At 63.4% G+C, this 16,840-nt stretch carries 15 protein-coding genes and 1 tRNA gene; 6 read left to right on the plus strand and 10 right to left on the minus strand.

What is annotated here, in order from left to right; genetic code table 11:
* Positions 1-27: 27 nt before the first annotated feature.
* Complete coding sequence (locus tag H7007_RS10980; protein WP_287155317.1) at positions 28-1,431, minus strand: phytoene desaturase family protein; 1,404 nt, start codon at positions 1,429-1,431, stop codon at positions 28-30.
* 618 nt (positions 1,432-2,049) lie between these two features.
* On the opposite strand from H7007_RS10980, the gene dapA reads away from it, so the two are divergent.
* Together dapA and H7007_RS10990 are read left to right on the plus strand one after the other, a co-directional pair.
* A complete protein-coding gene (gene dapA, locus H7007_RS10985; protein ID WP_287155318.1) occupies positions 2,050-2,964 on the plus strand; it encodes a 4-hydroxy-tetrahydrodipicolinate synthase in 915 nt (304 codons plus the stop codon).
* A 227-nt stretch (positions 2,965-3,191) separates the two neighbouring features.
* On the plus strand, positions 3,192-3,461 hold the full coding sequence (locus tag H7007_RS10990) for a hypothetical protein (protein ID WP_287155319.1): 270 nt from the start codon (positions 3,192-3,194) through the stop codon (positions 3,459-3,461).
* An 84-nt stretch (positions 3,462-3,545) separates the two neighbouring features.
* On the opposite strand, the gene H7007_RS10995 is transcribed toward H7007_RS10990, so the two are convergent.
* The 3 genes from H7007_RS10995 to H7007_RS11005 form a co-directional block, all read right to left on the minus strand.
* A complete protein-coding gene (locus H7007_RS10995) occupies positions 3,546-3,794 on the minus strand; it encodes a MoaD family protein (RefSeq protein ID WP_287155320.1) in 249 nt (82 codons plus the stop codon).
* 31 nt (positions 3,795-3,825) lie between these two features.
* The gene (locus tag H7007_RS11000) at positions 3,826-5,892 is read right to left on the minus strand and encodes an aldehyde ferredoxin oxidoreductase family protein (protein WP_287155321.1); all 2,067 of its coding nucleotides are present in this window, start codon (positions 5,890-5,892) and stop codon (positions 3,826-3,828) included.
* Positions 5,893-6,747: 855 nt separating this feature from the next.
* Positions 6,748-7,644 carry a TetR family transcriptional regulator gene (locus H7007_RS11005; RefSeq protein WP_287155322.1) on the minus strand — a complete coding sequence of 299 codons (897 nt, stop codon included), beginning with the start codon at positions 7,642-7,644 and terminating at the stop codon, positions 6,748-6,750.
* Positions 7,645-8,277: 633 nt separating this feature from the next.
* On the opposite strand from H7007_RS11005, the gene H7007_RS11010 reads away from it, so the two are divergent.
* On the plus strand, positions 8,278-8,682 hold the full coding sequence (locus tag H7007_RS11010) for a response regulator (protein WP_287155323.1): 405 nt from the start codon (positions 8,278-8,280) through the stop codon (positions 8,680-8,682).
* 23 nt (positions 8,683-8,705) lie between these two features.
* Here H7007_RS11010 and H7007_RS11015 read toward each other — a convergent pair whose 3' ends face one another.
* From H7007_RS11015 to H7007_RS11025, 3 genes are all read right to left on the minus strand, one after another.
* On the minus strand, positions 8,706-9,311 hold the full coding sequence (locus H7007_RS11015) for a hypothetical protein (RefSeq protein WP_287155325.1): 606 nt from the start codon (positions 9,309-9,311) through the stop codon (positions 8,706-8,708).
* 179 nt (positions 9,312-9,490) lie between these two features.
* Positions 9,491-9,583: transfer RNA gene (locus tag H7007_RS11020), tRNA-Ser, on the minus strand.
* A 149-nt stretch (positions 9,584-9,732) separates the two neighbouring features.
* Positions 9,733-10,425, minus strand: coding sequence for a TetR/AcrR family transcriptional regulator (locus H7007_RS11025; RefSeq protein WP_287155326.1), 693 nt, complete (start codon positions 10,423-10,425; stop codon positions 9,733-9,735).
* 512 nt (positions 10,426-10,937) lie between these two features.
* Between H7007_RS11025 and H7007_RS11030 the strand changes: the two genes are divergently transcribed.
* Both H7007_RS11030 and H7007_RS11035 read left to right on the plus strand, forming a co-directional pair.
* Entirely contained in the window at positions 10,938-11,771 is an 834-nt protein-coding gene (locus tag H7007_RS11030; protein WP_287155327.1) for a methyltransferase domain-containing protein, read from the plus strand.
* 463 nt (positions 11,772-12,234) lie between these two features.
* Entirely contained in the window at positions 12,235-12,699 is a 465-nt protein-coding gene (locus H7007_RS11035) for a hypothetical protein (protein ID WP_287155328.1), read from the plus strand.
* Positions 12,700-12,979: 280 nt separating this feature from the next.
* Here H7007_RS11035 and H7007_RS11040 read toward each other — a convergent pair whose 3' ends face one another.
* Positions 12,980-13,306, minus strand: a complete 327-nt coding sequence (locus H7007_RS11040) for a DUF6506 family protein (protein WP_287155329.1) — start codon at positions 13,304-13,306, stop codon at positions 12,980-12,982.
* 37 nt (positions 13,307-13,343) lie between these two features.
* On the minus strand, positions 13,344-13,979 hold the full coding sequence (locus tag H7007_RS11045; protein WP_287155330.1) for a cobalamin-dependent protein: 636 nt from the start codon (positions 13,977-13,979) through the stop codon (positions 13,344-13,346).
* Positions 13,980-14,574: 595 nt separating this feature from the next.
* Here H7007_RS11045 and H7007_RS11050 point away from each other — a divergent pair.
* Positions 14,575-15,918, plus strand: coding sequence for a zinc ribbon domain-containing protein (locus H7007_RS11050; protein ID WP_287155331.1), 1,344 nt, complete (start codon positions 14,575-14,577; stop codon positions 15,916-15,918).
* A 144-nt stretch (positions 15,919-16,062) separates the two neighbouring features.
* Here the strand turns inward: H7007_RS11050 and H7007_RS11055 are convergent, their stop codons facing one another.
* The gene (locus tag H7007_RS11055) at positions 16,063-16,797 is read right to left on the minus strand and encodes a V4R domain-containing protein (RefSeq protein WP_287155333.1); all 735 of its coding nucleotides are present in this window, start codon (positions 16,795-16,797) and stop codon (positions 16,063-16,065) included.
* Between the last annotated feature and the right edge of the window lie 43 nt (positions 16,798-16,840).

Below are 16,840 nucleotides of genomic sequence, written 5' to 3' on the forward strand. Positions count from 1 at the left end.
CGAGGACGAGGCTCAGGAGTCCACCGCTCAGGAATGGAGCAGCATCCTCCACAGGTTGAGGGCGCTGTCCGCGGCCATCTCCGTGCCCACACCGCGTCCCCCCGCATCGGCTCCCACCAAGTATAGCCCTTCCACGGGGGTTACGTGGGAGGGGCGGTTCTTCCCCACCTGGTGGCGGTTCTGGGCAAGCCCGATCACCTCTCCCGTCCGCCTGCCGGAAATGCGGGCGATGTAGCTGGTGTCCGTCCTTATCTTCCAGATGACGTGGTCCTCGATGTCCGGGAAGAGGTCGCGCATGGTGTTCTCGATGCGGTTCAGTATCTCCTCGCAGACGGCCGCCGCCTGCTCCCTGTCCTCCAGGCCGGGAGGGGCAAGGGATCCGGCCAGGACCAATTGGCAACCGGGAGGTGCGAGGGAAGGGTCGGCTGCGGAGGGCACGGGCACGAATATCGCCGCCTGCCTCTCCACGAGCTCCGGGTCCCGGAAATCGGGGAAATAGCAGAAAAGGTGGGGCTTCACCACCTCGGCGTCCAGGGCGTACTTCACGCTCACCGCACCGAAGGAGAGGCGGAGTGAATCCACCCAAGCCAGGTAGTTGTCTGGAAAATTATGCCTTCCGGCAAGGGCCACCGTCTCCTTCAGGCCGGTGTTGCTGATCACGAGGTCGGCGGGTATGAACCCTCCCGCCTCCACGCCGCGCGCCTTTCCAGATTCCACGACGATGCGCTCCACAGGGGTGGAGTAACGCACTTCCCCTCCCATGGATTCCAGGGCCTTCAGGTAAGCGGTGGGAACGGCACGCATCCCACCCAGCGGGTAACAAAGGCTCCTCTCCTTCACCTGGCTGGAGAAGCACAGGATGAACTCCGCCGCCGAGGCGGCCTTCCTGGAGATACACATGTACATGCCGGTGAAGCCGTCCAGCAAGCGGTTCAGCTGCTCGTCGTCCACGAACCTCGAGCAGTAATCGGAAAAGGACACCTCGTCCAGTTCCTCCAGTTCCCGCGGTGAGCGCTCACGCGCCAGGTCCTCGAAGAGCGCTCGCGCTCCCGGCCGGTTCTCGGGGAGCACCCCGATCTCCTCGAAGAGGCGCTCGAGGGCTTCCGGATCGTCCATTTCCTGATGGAGGATGGCCGTCCGGCCACCCGCGGTGAACTGCATGGCCGGTTCCAGAGAGCGGTAGCTCACCTCCGCCCCCACAAGGTCGGCGATCTCCCCCAGGGGGCCCTTGCCGCCCCGTGAGAGCCAATGGACTCCGGTGTCGTAAACGAACCCCTCGCGCTCGAAACTGGCCGCCTTCCCCCCCGGAAAGGGGTTTCTCTCCAGGACCAGAACCTTGGCCCCTTCCCTGGCCAGGAGGGCGGAAACCCCGGAACCTCCGATGCCCGTCCCGATGACCACCACTCTCTTTCCCGCCAGCCCGTCGGACATGAAGCACCTCCCTGGCTCACCGGCCCGCACCTGCAGGCAAGCGCGGGCACGAATAAAAAGTAGAAACCCAAGATACCTTTGGGACCGCCGGGCTTGAGGCCGCGACGTTTTCTACTCGGCATCCTGGGTTCCTACCAACGTTCCGGACGCACAAGATTATAGGCGTTTGGATTCGGTTTTCCCCCGAGCTCAGCCGGAACGCTTTCATATTATCACCGCTTTATCGCCTGTCAATAGGGTGGGGGGTAATTTCCGGTCCCCGAGAGCAATATTCCATAAAAAGGAAAAAGCGACTCTTCGTCAGTAACATTTTTTCGGCACTCATTCTGTTATCATTACACCTATACCGCCGCCGTAGGGAGGGGAAGGTTGCGGTAAAGGCGGGCCATGCCGGTGATCGGCACGCGGGAAACACGATCTCCGGATTCTCCGCGCCCGAAAGCCCGCTGAACGTGTCTCGCGTGGGAGGTCATCGGGGGCGACCCGCTCGCCAATGCGTAAGGCGGTCAAGCACCGCCTGAAGGGCAGGCGGTTCCCCGGCGGAACCGCGGGAGGGTCATCCGATGAGTGCTCTCCAGCCGTTTTGAGCACGGTGAATCGAGAGAGGAGGTCGGGAAGGTGGACTGGAACGTCAAGGGCTGTCTTATTCCCCTGGTCACCCCCTTCGACGAAAGAGGCCGGGTAGACGAACCGGCGCTGCGTAGGTTGGTCAACTTCCTCATCGAGGAGCAGGCGGCTGACGCCCTCATACCCTGCGGCACGACCGGTGAGTCTCCCACCCTGAGCCATGAAGAGCACATGAGGGTTATAGACCTCGTATACCAGGAGACGGCGGGCCGGGTGCCGGTCATCGCCGGCACCGGGAGCAACAGCACGGAGGAGGCCATCCAGATGACCATGGCCGCGGAGAAGATCGGCGTGGACGGGAGCCTCCAGGTCAGCCCCTATTACAACCGCCCCAGCCAGGAAGGGATCTACCGCCACTTCAAGGCCATCGCCGAGAGCACCTCGTTGCCCCTCATCCTCTACAATATCCCCTTCCGGACGGGCCGCAACGTGGAGGTGGAGACCGTGCTCCGCCTGGCCGAGCTGGAGAACATCGTGGGGATCAAGGAGGCCTCGGGCGACATCCTGCAGGTGAGCTCCATCATCGAGGAGACCCGCAGAGCCGGCCTGGACTTCGCGGTCTACTCCGGCGAGGATGCGGTGACCTTCCTGGTCCTCTGCTTGGGCGGGCAGGGATGCATCGCCGCCGTGGGGCACGTGCTGGGCAAGGAATTCAGCCGCATGTGCCGCCTGGTATGGGAGGGCAGGCTGGAGGAGGCCCGCGAGCTGCACTACCGAGTGCTCCCCCTGGTTCGCGCCCTGTTCTGCGAACCCAACCCCACGGCCATCAAACAGGCTCTCAACTGGATGGGCGTGGAGGTGGGCGGTGTGAGGCTCCCCTTGAGCGGCATGACGGAGAAGGGAAAGGAGACCCTGCGCCGGGCCCTGGTGGAACTGGGCAAGGCGGCGCCGGAGGCCTGCAGGTGATCAGGCACCCGACGCGCAACGGAATCGAAGGCCGTGCCGTCTTCGAATCGAGGCCCAATCCAGGAAGGCGTCGAGCCGCCGTTTGTGGGGTTGGGATCTTTCGCCTTGCCGCCCAAAGGTTGACTTTCAGACCTTCGGATTGTGGAATCGGTAAGTGAGAGGGGCCTGAAAGCCGGACCGGAGAACCGATCGAAAATCCCGCCGGCGAGGCAATGGAGGTGAATGCCATGTGCCGTGAAGGTATCGACCTGGTCAGCCTTAAGGTGGCCCTCAAACACGGGTCGGAACGCCTGGAGCGGGAAGCGGATCACCTGCGCCAGTGGGCCGCCCTGGCCTCCAACGCCAATCTGGTAGATGTTTCCAAGAAAATAACCGGCGCTCTGGAGCAGGTCGCGGCCGGCCGGGAGCTGCTGTCGGCTTGTGTGAGCGAACTCGCCGCCCTGCAGGTGGGCGGCACCACCCCCGGCGGAGGCGGGTTCACCGTCACCCCCCTCTGAACCCGGCACGTGCGGAGCGGCGCAGGCCGCCCGCCGGGGGCCGCCGGACGCCGGCTAACGCATTCCCCCGGCCCCCGGCCCCGGCTATCCCCCGGCCAGGGGAGGGAAGACGGAGACCTCGTCGTCCGCCTCCAGCCTGGTCCTCTTGCCCTTCAGGTATCCCACGTTCTGCCCGTTAACAAGGACGATGCAATCGCGCAGGTAACGGGACACTCCCTCGCCGTAACGCTCCTGCAGTTCCTTGAGCACCTGGCCCACGTCGCGCGCCTGGCTTCGGTACTCCTTCTCTCCCGCAGCTTTGCGCAGGGTGGCGTAGAGCTTTACCAGAGGCATCTCCTCATCCCCGCTCGGACGCAAGCCCCGCTCAACCGTGGAGTGCGTCGGCCACGTCCTTGAGGCCCAGTTCCTCCAACCTCCGGCGGCTGGGCCTCCCCTTCTCGTCTATATCCCGCAGCCGGTAGTACTCCTCCAGCATTTCCTCGAAGGCCACCGTCTTGCGCCTTATCTCCTCGGGGTCTTTCCTCTCCAGCCTCTTGCCCCGCGCGGAGAACACGGGCAGCTTGTTCAGCGAGGTGAGTATCTTGTCCATGTTGGGGAAGAGATATTTCTTCATCAGGCTCGCCGTGGTCTCCTTGACCCTCTCCACCCTGAGCTTGCCCATGGGCACCATGGACATGAACTGGGGGAAGACGGCCAGATGGAGGCTGGAGGTCACCCCCTCCAGGTGGGGCTCAAGGATGCGCCGCGGCAGGCGGTCGTCCTCCCGCGTGGCCCCGCAGAGGTTGCCGATGGCTCTCTTGATGTACCAGATGCGGTCTCCCACCCTGGCCAGCTCCTCCACCGTGTAGGGGAAACCGGTGAGGGTGCGGAGCGCCTCCGCCATCTCCGCCAGTGAACCTCCCGCCGCGTTCCAGGCGTACTCGCAGATGACCGCCGAGTTGGCGATGACCCCCTTCTTCTGGGAAGCCACCGTCTGGGCCGCTTTGCCCTTGGCCCGGTAAGGCCAACTCCTCTTCACTCCGAGCTCGTTGTGGTTGAGCAGCCCCAGTTCCACGTAGAGGTTGGCGTCCGCGCAGTGGCAGGCGCCGCGGATAGAGGTGGCGTAGGTGAGGGCCATGCCCCACAGGGCCCTCGGGTCGTGCATGGGACATTCCAGCCCCTTGACGTGGATGGCGAATTCCTCCCCCCCGTACTTTCGGGACATGGAGCGTACCCCTTCCGCCATCTCGTCCCCGATGCCCTCCCGGAAAGCGATCCTCTTGATGAGCTCGAGCACGGTATCCGGCTGGTTCCAGCCCAACCTGAGCCCGCCGGTGTCGGACTCCTTAATCAGGCCGGCCTCGAAGGCCTCGGTGGCGTAGGCTATCACGCTCCCGCAGGAGATGACGTCCATGCCGTAGCGGTTGCAGAGCTCGTTGGCCTTGTGGTTGGCCTCCATGGAATCCATCCTCTGGAGGGTCCCCAGGGCGGCGGCCGCCTCGTACTCCGAACCCGGCCCCTCCTCCATGCGGTAAGGCCCTTCCTTTATCTCCACGATGCGCTTGCAGGCGATGGGGCAGCCGAAGCAGGAATGGGTGCGCGTGAGGATGGTCTCCGCCACGGTGGTGCCGCCCAGCTTTTCCGGACCCTCCGCCCAGTAGGCCTCCCGCCAGTTCTTCGTAGGCACGTCGCCGATGGCCATGCCGTACTCCATGTGCACGTTGGATCCGAAGGCGTGGAGCCCCTCGGCGACCATGCTGAACTTGAGGGCCTCGGACATCTTGTCCCGCGCCGCCTTGAACCCCGCTTCGTCGGCCACCGGGAACTTCCTGTCCCCGCGAGCCACCACCGCCTTGAGGCGCTTGTAGCCCATGACCGCGCCCATGCCGCAACGCCCCGCCGTGGAGCCACGGTCGTTGATCACGTTGGCGAATTTTACCAGATTCTCGCCGGCCGGCCCGATGCACACCACCTGGGCGCGCTTGTCCCCCACCTCCTGCTTGAGGAGCTCTTCCGTCTCGTAGGTGTCCTTACCCCAGAGGTGAGAGGCGTCGCGGATCTCCGCCCCCTCGTCGGTGACGTAGAGGTAGACGGGCTTCTCAGAGGCTCCCAGGACGACGATCCCGTCGTACCCCGTCCGCTTGAGCTGAGGGGAGAAATGACCTCCCATGGAGGCCTCGCCCCATATCCCGGTGAGGGGAGAACGGGCGCATACCTCCAGCCTGGAGACCCCGGGGTAGTTGGTGCCCGACAAGGGGCCGTTCATGATCATCAAGGGATTCTCTGGAGACAGCGGCTCGGCTTCCCATCCCCGGTGGTCGAAGAACCACTTGGCGGCCAGTCCGCTCCCGCCCAGGAAATCACGGTAGTGTTCTTCCGGGATGGCCTCCTCCTCCACGGTCCGGTTCGTGAGATCCACCTTCAGGACCTTGCCCCAGTTACCGCCCATCATGAGACACTTCCCTCCTTCTTTCCTCCGTCGAGCCCGGGGGCAGCCGCTTTCTTTTCCCGGCCGCCGGAATCGCCGCCCTCCTGAAGGGTGCGGACAATAGGAAATACGGACGTCTAACCCCTGGCTCTCATGATATATCCAACCCGCCCGACGATCAAGGCCATTATAACAGAAGGTAGACGGTGCACCGCGCCGCGTAGGACTGCCTGCTCCCTCCTTCCCTTCGCCTCAAACGCGTCGCCACGTGTGGTCGCAAGCCCGGCGCGGATTCAGCCGCCCGGCGAAAGCCCTCCCGGAGAGGGTCAAGTCCTGGGCTTCTTCCCCTCCTTGCGGCCTGCCGCCTTACCCTGCGACCGGGGGCTTCGCCGCAGGAACTGGAATCGCCCACGGCGAACAACGGCCCGGAGCGGGTATCCAAAAAAACCGGGAAGTCAAAAAAACAATTAACTTGATTATTCCGCCGAAAAGGTGTATATATGTAAACCTGAGGGTAGCATTAATTATTAACAACCTGCCGGACTCCCAAGGGAGAACGGAAGGGAAGCTGATAAGGGTGTGACCTCATCCGTGCTCTGGTACCCCTACCGGAGCACCTCCCTCCCTGCTGACCCCGGTTTGCCGGAAACCGGGGTCCTCTATTTTTCAGTCCAACCGGTCTCGAGCCTCCAGGGCGGCGCCCGTCGGCACCCTCGCGAAGAACTGGGCTTTCCGCTCGAGAGCCCGTCATTCTCGAAGAGCGTAACTGGGAGAGGACATACCAGATAATGGTAAGGTTGCCGGGAGGACAGGCTCAGGGTGGCCGGCACAAACATAAGGGGGCCCGCGCATCGGGAAGTTTACGGACCCGTTGAGCCCTCAGCGGGAGAATATACGCCGTACCAGCTGGTCTACGGTGGCCCGAATCCTCGGGAGCTGTTCCCGGTCCGATCCGGAGACCAGGATGGCCACCGTCTGCCCCATTCCCACCAGTGCGTAGGCCACCGTCCTGAGGTCCTGGTAGGGAAATATCTCTCCCTCCCGCATTCCCCACTGCAGGTCTTCCTCTAACCGCTCCGCGAGCCGCTCGTAGACCTCGTGGAGCTGTTCCTGAAGGCGGCGGTTGCCCACCGTCTCCCCGAGGAGCATATAGAGGAGCTCGCTGTTCTCGAGGTAGAGTTCGAGGAGCTCCTCCCCTTTGGCCTCGATTCGGGTTATGAAATCGCTCTTTCCCTTGCCGCGCAGCTTGTCGTCTATCCTCTGCAGGGTCTCGTCGATAAGGTTCTTTATCACCTCGACCAGAAGGTCTTCCTTGCTCTCGAAATAGAGGTAAAAAGTCCCCTTGGCGATTCCCGTGGCCTGCACGATCTCGTCCACCGTGGTGCCGTGGTAACCCTTCGCGGCAAAGAGGCGTGCCGCGTTGTCGACGATCTTCCTCTTGCGGTCATCACCCCTCTCGGCCGCCCCCTCCCTGGTGGGCTCCTCGCGCCTGCCTTCCAGCACCCCGAATATCCCCGCCATGTCCCGCATGCTCATCCCGTAGCGGGAACGCAGGTGCTCGAGCATCTGCAGGCGCTCCAGGTGCCTCTCGCTGAAACGGCCGTCCTTTCCCGGGGGGAAGAGCAGCCCCTCCCGCAGGTACCTCTCCAGCCGGTTGCGTGTTACGGCGTTCCCCGTCCGGCCCTGGAAGACCTTCAGGAACTCCTCCATGTCCCAGGACGGCCCGGCCTCGCCCGCATTCTCCTTCCTCGCGGCCTTCTCCTTCTTCCGCGCCAAATGCCTCTTCCTCCGCGTGTGCGCTAAATTGTATCGGAAAATACTGGACAGTCAGTCATATAGTATGTAGCCTCCCGCGGCCTGTCAACAAGGTCAGGCGAGATATATAGCCATTTTCTCTCCCGCTTTCCCGCCTGTTCGGCCTGGGCGACAGCATGGTCTCCCGGCCCTTTTTTCGTCCACGATGCATCCGCCGGTACGACACGGTACCGGCTCTTCGCGGCTCAAACCCGGCATCTTATCGCCCGAACCCGGAAAGGGCGAGCGTCATAACGGTTGCCACGGTTCGCGCCCGGATGACGCCTTCCCCGTCACACGAGGCCCGAACGCCGCCCTCCCTAACGACCGGGCAGGGGATGGGAGGCGCGTTTACGGCGGCGGCCGCTATGCGAGAGGCCGTCTGTTTCAAACAGGTCCCGAAGGTGCGTATCGTTGAAGAGTCCCCTCATCGGCGAGCGGAAAACCGCAAGTATAGGTCCACACATGCCGCCGATGACGAAAGGGCACGGCCGTCCTCTCGAAACGAAGCGGTGCTCTGGAATGCGCTGCCACTCCACGGCGCGAAAAGTGTTTCATGCGAAGCAAAGCGGGGTAGATTAAATTCAGGAGTGCGCACGGTTCCGGAGGGAAACGGTGGAAGTTCGAGCCCTCGTGGTGGATGACGACCAGTTGCTCCTCCGTCTTGTGGAGATTAACTTGACCAAGATCGGGGTCAAGGTTCTCACCGCTCCCAGCGGCAGGGAGGCCCTTCGCCTGGCGTCTGCCGAAAGGCCGCACATCATCCTGCTGGACATCATGATGCCGGGGATGGACGGCTACGAGGTCCTCCGCCAACTCAAGGCCTCCGACGAGACCAGGGATATACCCATCATCATGCTCACCGCCAAGACCGGGATGGAGGACCGGGAGAAATGCCTGGAGATGGGTGCGGTGGTCTACATGACCAAGCCCTTCAAGCTCGAGGAGCTCCGCGAAATGGTGAAGAGGCTGGTGTTCTCCGGGGACAATCCGGGTCGCAACGGACGCCCTCCGCGTTGAAGGCCGTCCCTGACGGCTGATCCTCAACCCGTCGGGGTGAGCAATCTCTGAAAGCGAAGCATCTGCAGCGGCTTGCGCTGCACGCCCTTGATCTTGAACCGCCTGTCGCGTATGGCCTCGACTACCTTTCTCCCCTCCTCGGATTGCAGCCACTTCAAGAACTGGCTGCCCTTGCCCGCGCTGGCCAGGCTCAGGAGCAGCGCCAGCTCAGTCCCGACGTACACGTCGGCGTCCTCCGCCACGCCGTTGCTCACCGTGACGTCGCTCCCTTTGAAGCGCATGGTGGCGGCCAGCTCCGGATTGTTGAGGTCCTGCAGGGCGAGGGAGAAGTCCAGTCCGTCGGCCAGGGCTTTCTTCTGCGGGTCCTTGAGCAACCCCTTCATCAACTCGGCCATCATGGTGCTCAAAGGACCGGGCTGTTCATCGGCTATGATCACCCTTCCCGAGCCCGGCAACGGCCTCTCGAGGTAGGCACGGGCGACAAGGAATCCGGCTCCCGCTCCCAGTAGGAAAGCCGTCTTCCCGCCGCGACGCCTTCTCTCCCTCATCCTCGCCTGGTGTCTCTTGCGCCTTGTGTATTCCCGCCCCATCTGTCGGGCGACTATCTTGCGAAGTCTCTCCCTGGTCAATTCATCCTCCTTTCCCGACCCCTCCGAATCCCCGGCCGAGGAGCCGCCTCCCCACGGCAAGACCCGCTGTGCATGTCCGATCCTCGACGGCCCCGCCTCCTGCGGCTTTGTTTCCCCGGCCCAAGGCGGATACAGGGATAATCAAACCGGGAGAACCCGTCCTTCTCCCGGCTGGTCGCTGGCGGAAGGGGTGGGATTCGAACCCACGGTGCGGTTTTACCCGCACAATCGCTTAGCAGGCGATCACCTTAGGCCAGCTCGGTCACCCTTCCGCGTCTTGCCCGGCATTCGCCCACCGTCGTTAATTATAAGCCATGTGCATGTGGGGAGGCAGCCCTTCTGCCGGCTGTCCGGAGAAGGTTCGCCCTCGACCCCCGGCCGGTGAAGTCCTGGGCCGCGAGGGCACCGCGCTTCGGAAAGATCAAAGCCTGTCCCTGAGGGTGCTCAGCCCGAAGATGACCAGGCGGAAGAGGTCGACGATCTCCTCGATGACCCTTTCTTTTGGAGGCGGCGACTTGGAGTACACCCAGTCTATCATCAGCTCATTCACCGCTCCCGCCAAAGCCAGAGAGCCCATGGAATAATCCCTATCGGGGAGAGTCCCGCTCCGCTTCATCTCCTCCGCTTTTTCCTCTATGATGCGTGCGAAGCCGTGGATGAGCTCCCTGCGGTGCCGTTCCATCTCCGGGCTGATCCCCACCGCCTCCACCAGGACGACGCGCGCCCGGCGAGGGTCATCGAGGTAGGAGCGGACGAAAGCGGATATCCCGGCCCGCACCTCCTCCACGGGGTCCTTGAACTCGCCTCTCAGGGCCTCGAGCACCGCCCGTCGGGAATCCTCGATGAGGGTGTCCAGCAAGTCCCGGAAGAATTCCTCCTTCCCGGGATACAGCTCGTAGAAGTGGCGCGTGGCGACATGGGATCTCTCGCATATGCGCTCGATGGGGGTGCGGTGATAGCCCTCGCTGGAGAAGAGCTCCAGTCCGGCCTCCAGCAGCCGGCTCCTACGGGCCTCCCTCCGCTTCTCCTGCGTCAGCCCCCCGTATATCCTTCCCTTGGGCCTACCGCTTTCGGCGGAGCGAACGTGGTTCTCCCACTTCCCGTCGGCCACCATGGGTGTCTGCCCCTCCCCATACGAGACCTGCCGCGCCGGCAGCAACCCGGTGAAGGGTTTATCTTAAATTAAAGCATACCCCCAAGGGAAATCCCCGGTTCTCCGTCCCCCGCTATGCTCAAGGAACTGGCCACCTCCATTTCCCCCGCCGGAACTCCCCACGAACCGGCTCCCTCCGTAATAGGAGGGTTTCCGCAACCCCTTCGCCCGATTCAACCCGAAGGAAGAGGCCTCTCGCCGCCGGGGTCGAGCGCTCTCCGGGTGCCACTTCCATCCGAAAGGACCCAATACGGCTTAACATCGCCGGGCAGCGGCAAATATGCCCCATGCGCGGCCAAAGGTACGTCAACGCATCCGAGCCTTACCGTTGCGCCGGAATTCTCTCAAGGGCATAATTAATAAGCCACTGCATCGTCAGTGGCCGAAACAGCGGAGAACGTCCGGCGTTTCGCGTAAGTTGAGCCTATTCCTTCGGGCATCAGGGTAATCGATATGAAAGGGGGGGTTCCTCAATGGCGGTGGACTCGGCGACCCATTACGACGAAATCACCGACGCCTGGAAGGAGTTCATGGGGGATAACTTTCACTTCGGATACTTCCGCGGGCCGGAAACGGAGCTCTCTGAGGCCGCGGAGGCCATGATCGACAAGATGGCCGAATGGTGCGACATAACCGCCGATACCCGGGTGCTGGACGTGGGATGCGGCATAGGCACGCCCGCTTTCCGCCTCCACGAGAAGTACGGATGCTTCGTGGAGGGCATCAGCAACAGCGAACGGGGGGTGCGGCTGGCCGAGGAGGGAGCCAGGGAGCGGGGTTACGACAAGGTGCGATTCCGGGTGGCCGACGGCATGGACAACGGGTGCCCCGACCGTTCCTTCGACCTGGTCTGGATACTGGAGGCCGCCCACCTCATGCTGGACAAGCGCAAGCTCTTCTCCGAATGTCACCGCGTTCTGCGGGATGGCGGCACGCTGGTCATGTGCGACATAATGCAGCGCAAGCTTCTCTCGCCGCACAGGGGGTTGTTCTTCTTCCTCACTCATCTGGGAGAATATTACAAGCTCCTCAAGGCCTGGGGCCCCGGACAGCTCCCCACCATGGGCGCATACGCCGACCGGCTTGTGGAAGCGGGCTTCCGGGAGGTGACCGTCCTGGACGTCACGGAAAAGGTCCTCCCCACCCCCATGCGCTGGAGAGACAACGCCTTGCGTTTCCTCGACGAGAAGCGGGGGGCCTTTCCCGAGAAAAAGGTCCGGGACTTCGTGGCCGGGTGTGAGATCCTGGACTCCTTCTTCCGCAACGGCCTTTTCGGCTACGGGATGATCAAAGCCGTGAAGCCGTAGCCGTGAAAGGACATCTCCTCCGCCCTCGCCTCCTCTCCGGAAACGCGCCTCTCGCGCCGCCCCCGGATCGGAGATAAGGAGCGGAGTTTCGCCCAGGAAGCGCTTTTCCCATCCTGCGCCATAAACCGGCCGGCGATGCCGGGACGGGTTCTTGTCCGGCGATTCCAGGATGCCCGTTCCCGGACCGGTCACCTCATCCGGTCCACCGGAAACACGAGATGGGGCCGGAGGCGCCTTCCCGGAAGGCGAGGCGCAGACCGCCGTCTCGAGGCAAGGGGAGCCCTAAAAGAAAAGGGCCACGCTTCCGAAGATTAATACCAGAACAGGTGGGGGCGGCGACTCGTGCGGCGAAAGGAGGTGGAGAGCTGCAGAGGTCATGGAACGCCTTGCACGGCGTCTCGTCTTTGAGCTTTTTCTCTCTACAACTTGAGGGGGTGGTTTAATGCGGAGGAAGACCTCAATCGTGGCGCTATGCGCTGTCGTGGCCGCGCTTCTGGCGCTGAACTCGCTGGGCTGCGGGGGTTCGTCTCTGGCCGTCTACAAGGAAAAGGCGCTCGAGATCCACGGGGGGACAGCCGACCGGCTCTCCTCCATCTTCGAGGTCTTCTCGGAAACGGATTTCGGGGAGGACCCGGAAGGTTCCATGGCCCTTCTGGAGAGCGCGCTTGGCGAGGGCAAGGACGTGGCCTCGGATTCCTACGCCGAGCTTAAAGCACTGCAGGTGCCCAGTGAGGCGGAGAGCGTGCAGGCGGAACTGCTGGACTTCTACGGCAGGCTCGAGGAGCGCTTCGGTGAGCTGGAAAGGGAAGCCGCCTCGCTCGACATCGAGGACCTCACGGCGGTGATGGATTTCGTGGAAAACCTCCAGACGCTGCAGGACCTGGGTGACGAAGGGATGGAGCTCACCGAGGAACTCGAGAGGCTCTGAACGCCGGGCCCCCTGCGTCATCGGAAAGGGCCGTTCCTGGCTTAGAGCGCCGCGGGCCGCGGCATCCTTCTCAGGGTCCGGAGTGTGCAAGGGTCGATTCGCGCCCCCTGAACATACGGTGGTATCTCGAGTGCGGCCGGACGGTCCCGCGGCGACGGTGACCGGCTCCGCTCGACGTATTCCCGTGGTCTGAGGGGCACAAAGCACGCAGAGAGCGCCCCTTCCGATGCGGCATGCAGACGCTCCGGAGCAAGTGATCCGGCCCGGGAGACGGAGGCCCTCAGCCCTGCGGCGGGAAACCCCACTCCCGGGCGATGGTCTGGACGGCGATGCGGTTGCTGGGCCCGTCGCCCCGGGCCACGTTTACCCCCACGTTCTCCCCCACGGCCTCGGCTATGGCCGCCACGTCGGCATGGGTGAAGCCCGGGCAGAGGAGGACGGAGTGTATGCCTTCCTCCTCCACCATCCTCCGGCTCTGCTCCAGGGCCTGCTCCTGGTTGCTCACCACCACGACGATCAGGCGATACTTCCCGGTGTCAATCACGCAGCGGTGCTTCTCCGGGTCCGCGTCCGGAGCGTGAGCGATGAACCCGGCAACGAAAGCCATTTTTCCACCTCCTTCCAACCCGCGGCAGGCGCCGCCCTCAGGTCGCCCATCCCGAGAAGATGCGCACCGCCTCCACGGCGTCGCGCCCCAGCGCATCCACGCCGTAACGCCCCACCATCTCCGGGGTGGTGCAGGCGCCACCTATGGCCACTTTCACGCCCTCCCGAAGGCCGGCTCCCCGCAGCGCCTCCACCACCTCGCCGATGGAGCCGGTCATGGTGGTCAGAAGAACCGAGAGGCCCACGGCGAAGGCCGACTCCGACTTCACCGCCTCCACCACTTTCTCCGCCGGGACGTCAACGCCCAGGTCGACCACCCGGAAGCCGGCGCTTCTGAGCATCGTGCCCACCAGGTTCTTCCCGATGTCGTGGATGTCGCCCCTCACCGTGCACAGGACCACCGTCCCTCTCTTTCCGGTCTCCCCCACCTCAAGGTGAGGCTCGAGAACCCTGAGGCCCTCTTTCATCTCCTCCCCGGCAAGGACCAGGTCGGCCAGGTAGTACTCGCCGGCCTCGAAGCGCCTTCCGACCTCCACCATGCCCTCGCTCATGGCCCTCAGGAGGTCGGCGGCCTTCTCGCCGGCGGCCAGCGCCTCCCCGACCAGGGTGGCCATGTCCACCTCCGGATCGAGTTCCGCCATAGCCATGGTAACTTTTGCTAGATAGTCCCCCAACTCAACCTCCTTCCTCCCGCCCTCTCTCCCTTATCAACGCGCCTCGAGCCTCCCGGGCCGACCCTCGACGACACACGTCACCGCCCGATGGATCGAAGGACCGCCCCGCCATCCCATTTTATTACATCCGCGGAAAGGAAGACGGCATGCGAAGCTTGGGGCCGACAACCGGCAGCTCTCCGAGTAGCCCACGTTCCCCGGACATCGAAAATCCCTCAGGTCCTCGACCCTTTCTCCACCGGTCATCGAACCGGTTTCACGAAAAAGTCCCCCAGCCGGTGATAACAGCCTATGCCCTCATCCCCTACCGCACGAACGCTTGTCTTATCCATGGAGATAAACGCGCCCCCGGTGTGAGAACAATGCACCGACCCCTACTGGCCCGAAAGCCCAACCTGTATGGAAGCCCGATGTGTTTTCAAGGAAATGATCGGCCGCTTCTTGCCGCCCACCAGCGGGAAGAAGAAAATATCTTGCCCGCGGGAGCACAGGAACGGCCCCGACCTCGAAGGTTGTGAAAAGTAAGATCATTGCCCTTATCCGCCGGGTGGGGAATAATGGGTTAGTCGTGCTCGGCCAACGAAAGGAGAACCCCATGTTCTGTCCCGATTGCGGGAGGGAGATGTCGGAAAGCAGCGCTTTCTGCCCTAACTGCGGCGCCGCCCTGGGCGCGTCCCCTACGGCGGGCGTGCCCCCTCCGCCGCCCACCGCGGGCCTCACCCCGTCCGCGGGAGATGTGAGCCGGGAAATCCCTGGTGTTACGCCTCCCGCCCCTCAAGCCCCCCAAACCTACGGGATATCTCCCTCGCCCGAGGGCCAACTGGCCTCCTCGCCCCATGCCGGCCCTCCCGGGACGGCACCTTACCCGCATCCGGAGAAGAGGTCGGCTCTCCCCTGGGTGCTGGGTGGGCTGGGGCTGCTGGCGGCCGCCGCCCTGTCCCTAGTGTTGGTCTTCCTGGTATTGGGAGGAAAAGGCACCGCGACCGCGGGGCCCGAGGAAGCGGTGAGGGACTTCTTCCGAGCCCTGGAGCTGGAGGACGCGGGAATGTTGCTGGAGGCCATGGAGCCCTCCTTCCGCGAGGAACTGGAGAGGGCCCTGGGCGACCACCGAGATGCCTTCTTCGAGCTTTTCTTCTCCGCCGTACCCGACGACCTCCAGGTGGACATCCGCAAGATGACCACCGAACTGCGGGGCGACGAGGCCACGGTGACGGTTACCGACGGCACCATGACCTACACGGGCGACAACGGCGAAAAGGTGAGCGAAGAGGCATCCGCAGCCGAGGAGAGCTCCTTCGAGGTGGTACGGGTGGGAGGAAAATGGTACATGTCCGGCGACTTCCTCATGGAGGCGGGCCTGGACCCCAAGGAACTGGACTACCTTGACATGCTCGAGGAGATGGACAACGGGGAAAACGTTTCCGACTCCCTTGACCGTTCCGGCGGGCTTACCGGCGAGGAGGAGCTGGCCGCGGCCGAGGAAGCCATGCTCGAATACGTGCAAGAAAACGCCGAGGCGGGCCTTGAGTTCGCCGTCACCGGATTGCTCATCAACGGTGACGAGGCGGTTGGCATCGCCGTTTGTCTCAACCAGGAGCTGGAGAACGTGCCTGTGGTCATGGCCAGGGACGCATACGGATGGTACGGCGTTGATTTCGGTTCGGGGATTGAGTTGCCCGACTGGTTCCTGGCGGAGATGGCCGACGTGGAGGAGGTCATGCTGGACTTCGCCTACCTGAACTCCACGGGAGAGGTGGCGCTGGAGATAACCAACCTGGCCATCCGCGGGAACCAGGCGGCAGCCGCGGTGATGAGCACTGGCCGGGATGTGGAGACAGCGGCAATACTGGCCGAAAAAGGGCCTCGAGGATGGTACGTCGTGGACTTCGGCACGGGCATCGAGCTTCCGGAGTGGTACTGGCCCCAGGCTTATTGGTAAAGATTGGTATCCATTGCCCGGAAGGACCCGGGGGGAGAGCCACGCCCGGAAGGCCGTCTCTCAAGCTTCGGCCTGGTCCGTCCGACGCCTTTCCTTTCCTCTCCCCCACAGGCCCGACATGGCGGCATCCCGTCGCTGAGATGCTCATTCCACGCTTTCGAGGGTGAACTCGCAGCGTGGTGCCCCGGTTGCCGCACAACTTGTCTCGCGCGCCGCGTATCTCTTCCCCGCGATATGGCTCACGAAGGCGGCAAGTGACCCCGCCATGGCGTAGCATACCGGTTCCGCGGATGGTCGCATCCACACTGACTCCACGGATTTATGCACTGTCACCTTACTCGGGAGCGGCGTGGAATCGAACTCCGGCCTTCCCCACCCGGACTCACTGAAGAGCAACCTCAGGAGCATGCGCTCCATCTCCCCATACAGTCGCGCCAGCGTGGGATCGCTTTCCAGACGCTTCGCATCGGCGGGCTGGCGGAAGAGAGGGGCCAGGAACCTCGGGAAGATCTCCTCCAAATCGAGCTTCTGCAGTTGTTCCTCCATGATCCGGAAGTGCATATCGTACATGATCCTCTGCGCCTCCTCCTTTCCGGCGAGCTGGGCGAGATTTCGGAAGACGACCTCCGGGAACTCCGCACCCACGATCTGCCTGTCCACTCCGCCGAAGCTTATCTCGCCCTTCTGCTTATCCACGCGGTACGATTCCAGGATCCTCCCTCCCATGTAGATCCTCATGGACACGGGCAGAGCCCTTTTCAGCGGAGGGATCCTGTAGGCCAGCCAAAGCACCGCCCGGGAGAGGGCGGGATGTCTTCCCGTGAACTCGATGAACTTCAGGTAATGGTCTATCCTCTCACGCGAAACGCCCTCTTTCATCCACATCCTCCTCATCCATTTCGAACCCAGCCCACGGAAATCC

This window comes from Candidatus Solincola tengchongensis, assembly GCF_015711935.1.
GTDB classification, from domain to species: domain Bacteria; phylum Actinomycetota; class Geothermincolia; order Geothermincolales; family RBG-13-55-18; genus Solincola_A; species Solincola_A tengchongensis.

Bases quoted from the DNA above. Each gene is read 5' to 3' on its own strand.
- H7007_RS11040 (WP_287155329.1), bottom strand. From the start codon at position 13,306: ATGGCTTTCGTTGCCGGGTTCATCGCTCACGCTCCGGACGCGGACCCG.
- H7007_RS10990 (WP_287155319.1), top strand. From the start codon at position 3,192: ATGTGCCGTGAAGGTATCGACCTGGTCAGCCTTAAGGTGGCCCTCAAA.
- H7007_RS10980 (WP_287155317.1), bottom strand. From the start codon at position 1,431: ATGTCCGACGGGCTGGCGGGAAAGAGAGTGGTGGTCATCGGGACGGGC.
- H7007_RS11050 (WP_287155331.1), top strand. From the start codon at position 14,575: ATGTTCTGTCCCGATTGCGGGAGGGAGATGTCGGAAAGCAGCGCTTTC.
- H7007_RS11025 (WP_287155326.1), bottom strand. From the start codon at position 10,425: ATGGTGGCCGACGGGAAGTGGGAGAACCACGTTCGCTCCGCCGAAAGC.
- H7007_RS10995 (WP_287155320.1), bottom strand. From the start codon at position 3,794: ATGCCTCTGGTAAAGCTCTACGCCACCCTGCGCAAAGCTGCGGGAGAG.
- H7007_RS11030 (WP_287155327.1), top strand. From the start codon at position 10,938: ATGGCGGTGGACTCGGCGACCCATTACGACGAAATCACCGACGCCTGG.
- H7007_RS11055 (WP_287155333.1), bottom strand. From the start codon at position 16,797: ATGAAAGAGGGCGTTTCGCGTGAGAGGATAGACCATTACCTGAAGTTC.
- H7007_RS11000 (WP_287155321.1), bottom strand. From the start codon at position 5,892: ATGATGGGCGGTAACTGGGGCAAGGTCCTGAAGGTGGATCTCACGAAC.